The organism is Streptomyces aurantiacus (genome assembly GCF_001418335.1).
Lineage (GTDB): Bacteria > Actinomycetota > Actinomycetes > Streptomycetales > Streptomycetaceae > Streptomyces > Streptomyces aurantiacus.
On sequence record NZ_LIPP01000531.1, the window covers coordinates 1 to 2,019 of the forward strand.

At 68.7% G+C, this 2,019-nt stretch carries 2 protein-coding genes; both read left to right on the top strand.

The window, feature by feature from the left end; translation table 11 throughout:
• Positions 1-956: carbohydrate ABC transporter permease (locus AOK01_RS39970; RefSeq protein WP_055520555.1), on the top strand; the 956-nt coding region annotated here is incomplete at its 5' end.
• Positions 953-1,792 (top strand): carbohydrate ABC transporter permease, encoded by an 840-nt coding sequence (locus AOK01_RS39975; RefSeq protein ID WP_055520557.1) that lies wholly within the window; start codon positions 953-955, stop codon positions 1,790-1,792. The genes AOK01_RS39970 and AOK01_RS39975, both read left to right, overlap by 4 nt.
• Positions 1,793-2,019: the final 227 nt, after the last annotated feature.

Consider the following 2,019-nt stretch of genomic DNA (forward strand, 5'->3'; position numbering starts at 1 on the left):
AGCCACCGAGCACCCCCCGACCCCGGCGTGCCACCGGCCCAGGACGGCGCGGCCCGTCGAAGGACGGCGGCCACGGGATCTGGCCGTACGTCCTGATCGCGCCCGCCGTCCTCGGCACGCTCTACCTGCTCGTGTACCCCCTGGGCCGTGCGGTGGTCATCTCGCTGCAGGACTTCGGGCTGCGTCAACTCATCCTGGGTGACGCGAAGTTCGTGGGCCTGGAGAACTACGGGACGCTGCTGGGCGACAGCCGCTTCTGGGAGGTCGTGCGCCGCACGTTCCTCTTCATGGCGGTGAACGTCGTACTGATCATGGTGCTGTCCACGCTGGTCGCGCTGATGATCGAGCGCCTGGGCCGGTTCGGCAGGACCGCGGTCCTCAGCTCGCTCGTACTGACCTGGGCGATGCCCGTCATCGCGGCGACCACCGTCTTCCAGTGGCTGTTCCACTCGGAGTTCGGCATCGTCAACGAGGTGCTGACGGACCTGGGGTTCACGTCCTTCGACCGCTACGCCTGGTTCGCGCACGGGCCGGCCGCCTTCGCCATCCTGGTCGCCCTCATCGTGTGGCAGTCCGTGCCGTTCGCGGCGATCACCCTGTACTCGGCCCTCACCACCGTCCCCGCCGAGCTGTACGAGTCGGCGCGGCTCGACGGGGCGTCGGGGCTCCGGATCTTCCGGTCCATCACCTTCCCGGTCGTCCGGCCCATCTTCCTGCTGGTGATCTCGCTCGAAGTGATCTGGACGTTCAAGGCGTTCGTCCAGATCTGGGTGATGACCAACGGCGGACCCGGCGACGCGACCACGATCCTGCCCGTGTACGCGGTGCAGACCGCCCTGTCGAGCCAGCGCTACGACCTCGGCTCGGCGGCCTCCATGGTCACCGTCGTGCTGATGTCGGGCGTGCTCGCCTTCTACTTCCGCCAGATGTTCCGCCAGGAGGACGAGCTCGCATGAGCACGACCCGGCCCCGTGTCCGCCGCATGCCCCTGAACGCCGCCGCCGTCGTCACGGTCGGGCTCTGCCTGTTCCCGGTGTACTGGATGGTCGCCACCGCGTTCACCCCGACCCGTGACATCCAGTCCGACCACCCCCGGCTCATCCCGCGGAGCTGGACACTCGACCACTTCCGCACCGCGGTCGGCGCCGACGGCTTCGGTCTGTTCTGGCGCAACAGCGTCCTCGTCACGCTGAGCGCCGTCCTGCTCTCCCTCGTCATCGCGCTCGGCTCGGCCTACGCGGTGGCGCGGATGAGGTGGAAGGGGCGCCGGCAGTTCATGCTCATGGTCTTCATCGCCCAGATGGCACCCTGGGAGTCGCTGATCATCCCGGTCTACATCATCTCCCGGGACACCGACATGCTCGACCGGCTGCCGACCCTGACCCTCGTCTACTTCATGATGACGCTGCCCTTCACCGTCATCGTCCTGCGCGGCTTCATCGGCACGATCCCCCCGGAGCTGGAGGAGTCCGCGCAGGTCGACGGCTGCACCCGGCTCGGCGCGTTCCGCCACATCGCGTTCCCGCTGCTGGCCCCCGGTCTCATGGCCACCTCGCTGTTCGGCTACATCACCGCCTGGAACGAGTTCGCCTACGCCAACTTCCTCATCATCAAACAGCAGGACAACCGCACCCTGCCCGTGTGGCTGTCCTCCTTCCAGAACGTCTTCGGCACCGACTGGGGCGCCACCATGGCCGCCTCGGCCCTCTTCGCCGCCCCCGCGCTCGGCGTGTTCCTGCTGCTCCAACGCCACGTCACCACCGGCTTCGCCGCCGGCGCGGTCAAGGGCTGACCCCGCACGCCCCGCACACCTCGTACGCCCTATGTATCCCCCCCCACGCACCCCCGACCTTCGTTCCGGAGGCGATCCGTGCCCGCACAGTCGTCAACATCCGCACTCACCCTCGTACCCCGCCCCACCGAGGCCGCGCTCCGGCCCGGACACTTCGCGCTCGACGCGGACACCGCGCTGCACATCGGCGAAGGCGCCGAACCGGCCGCGGAACTGCTGCGCACCCT

Bases quoted from the DNA above. Each gene is read 5' to 3' on its own strand.
- AOK01_RS39975 (WP_055520557.1), top strand. From the start codon at position 953: ATGAGCACGACCCGGCCCCGTGTCCGCCGCATGCCCCTGAACGCCGCC.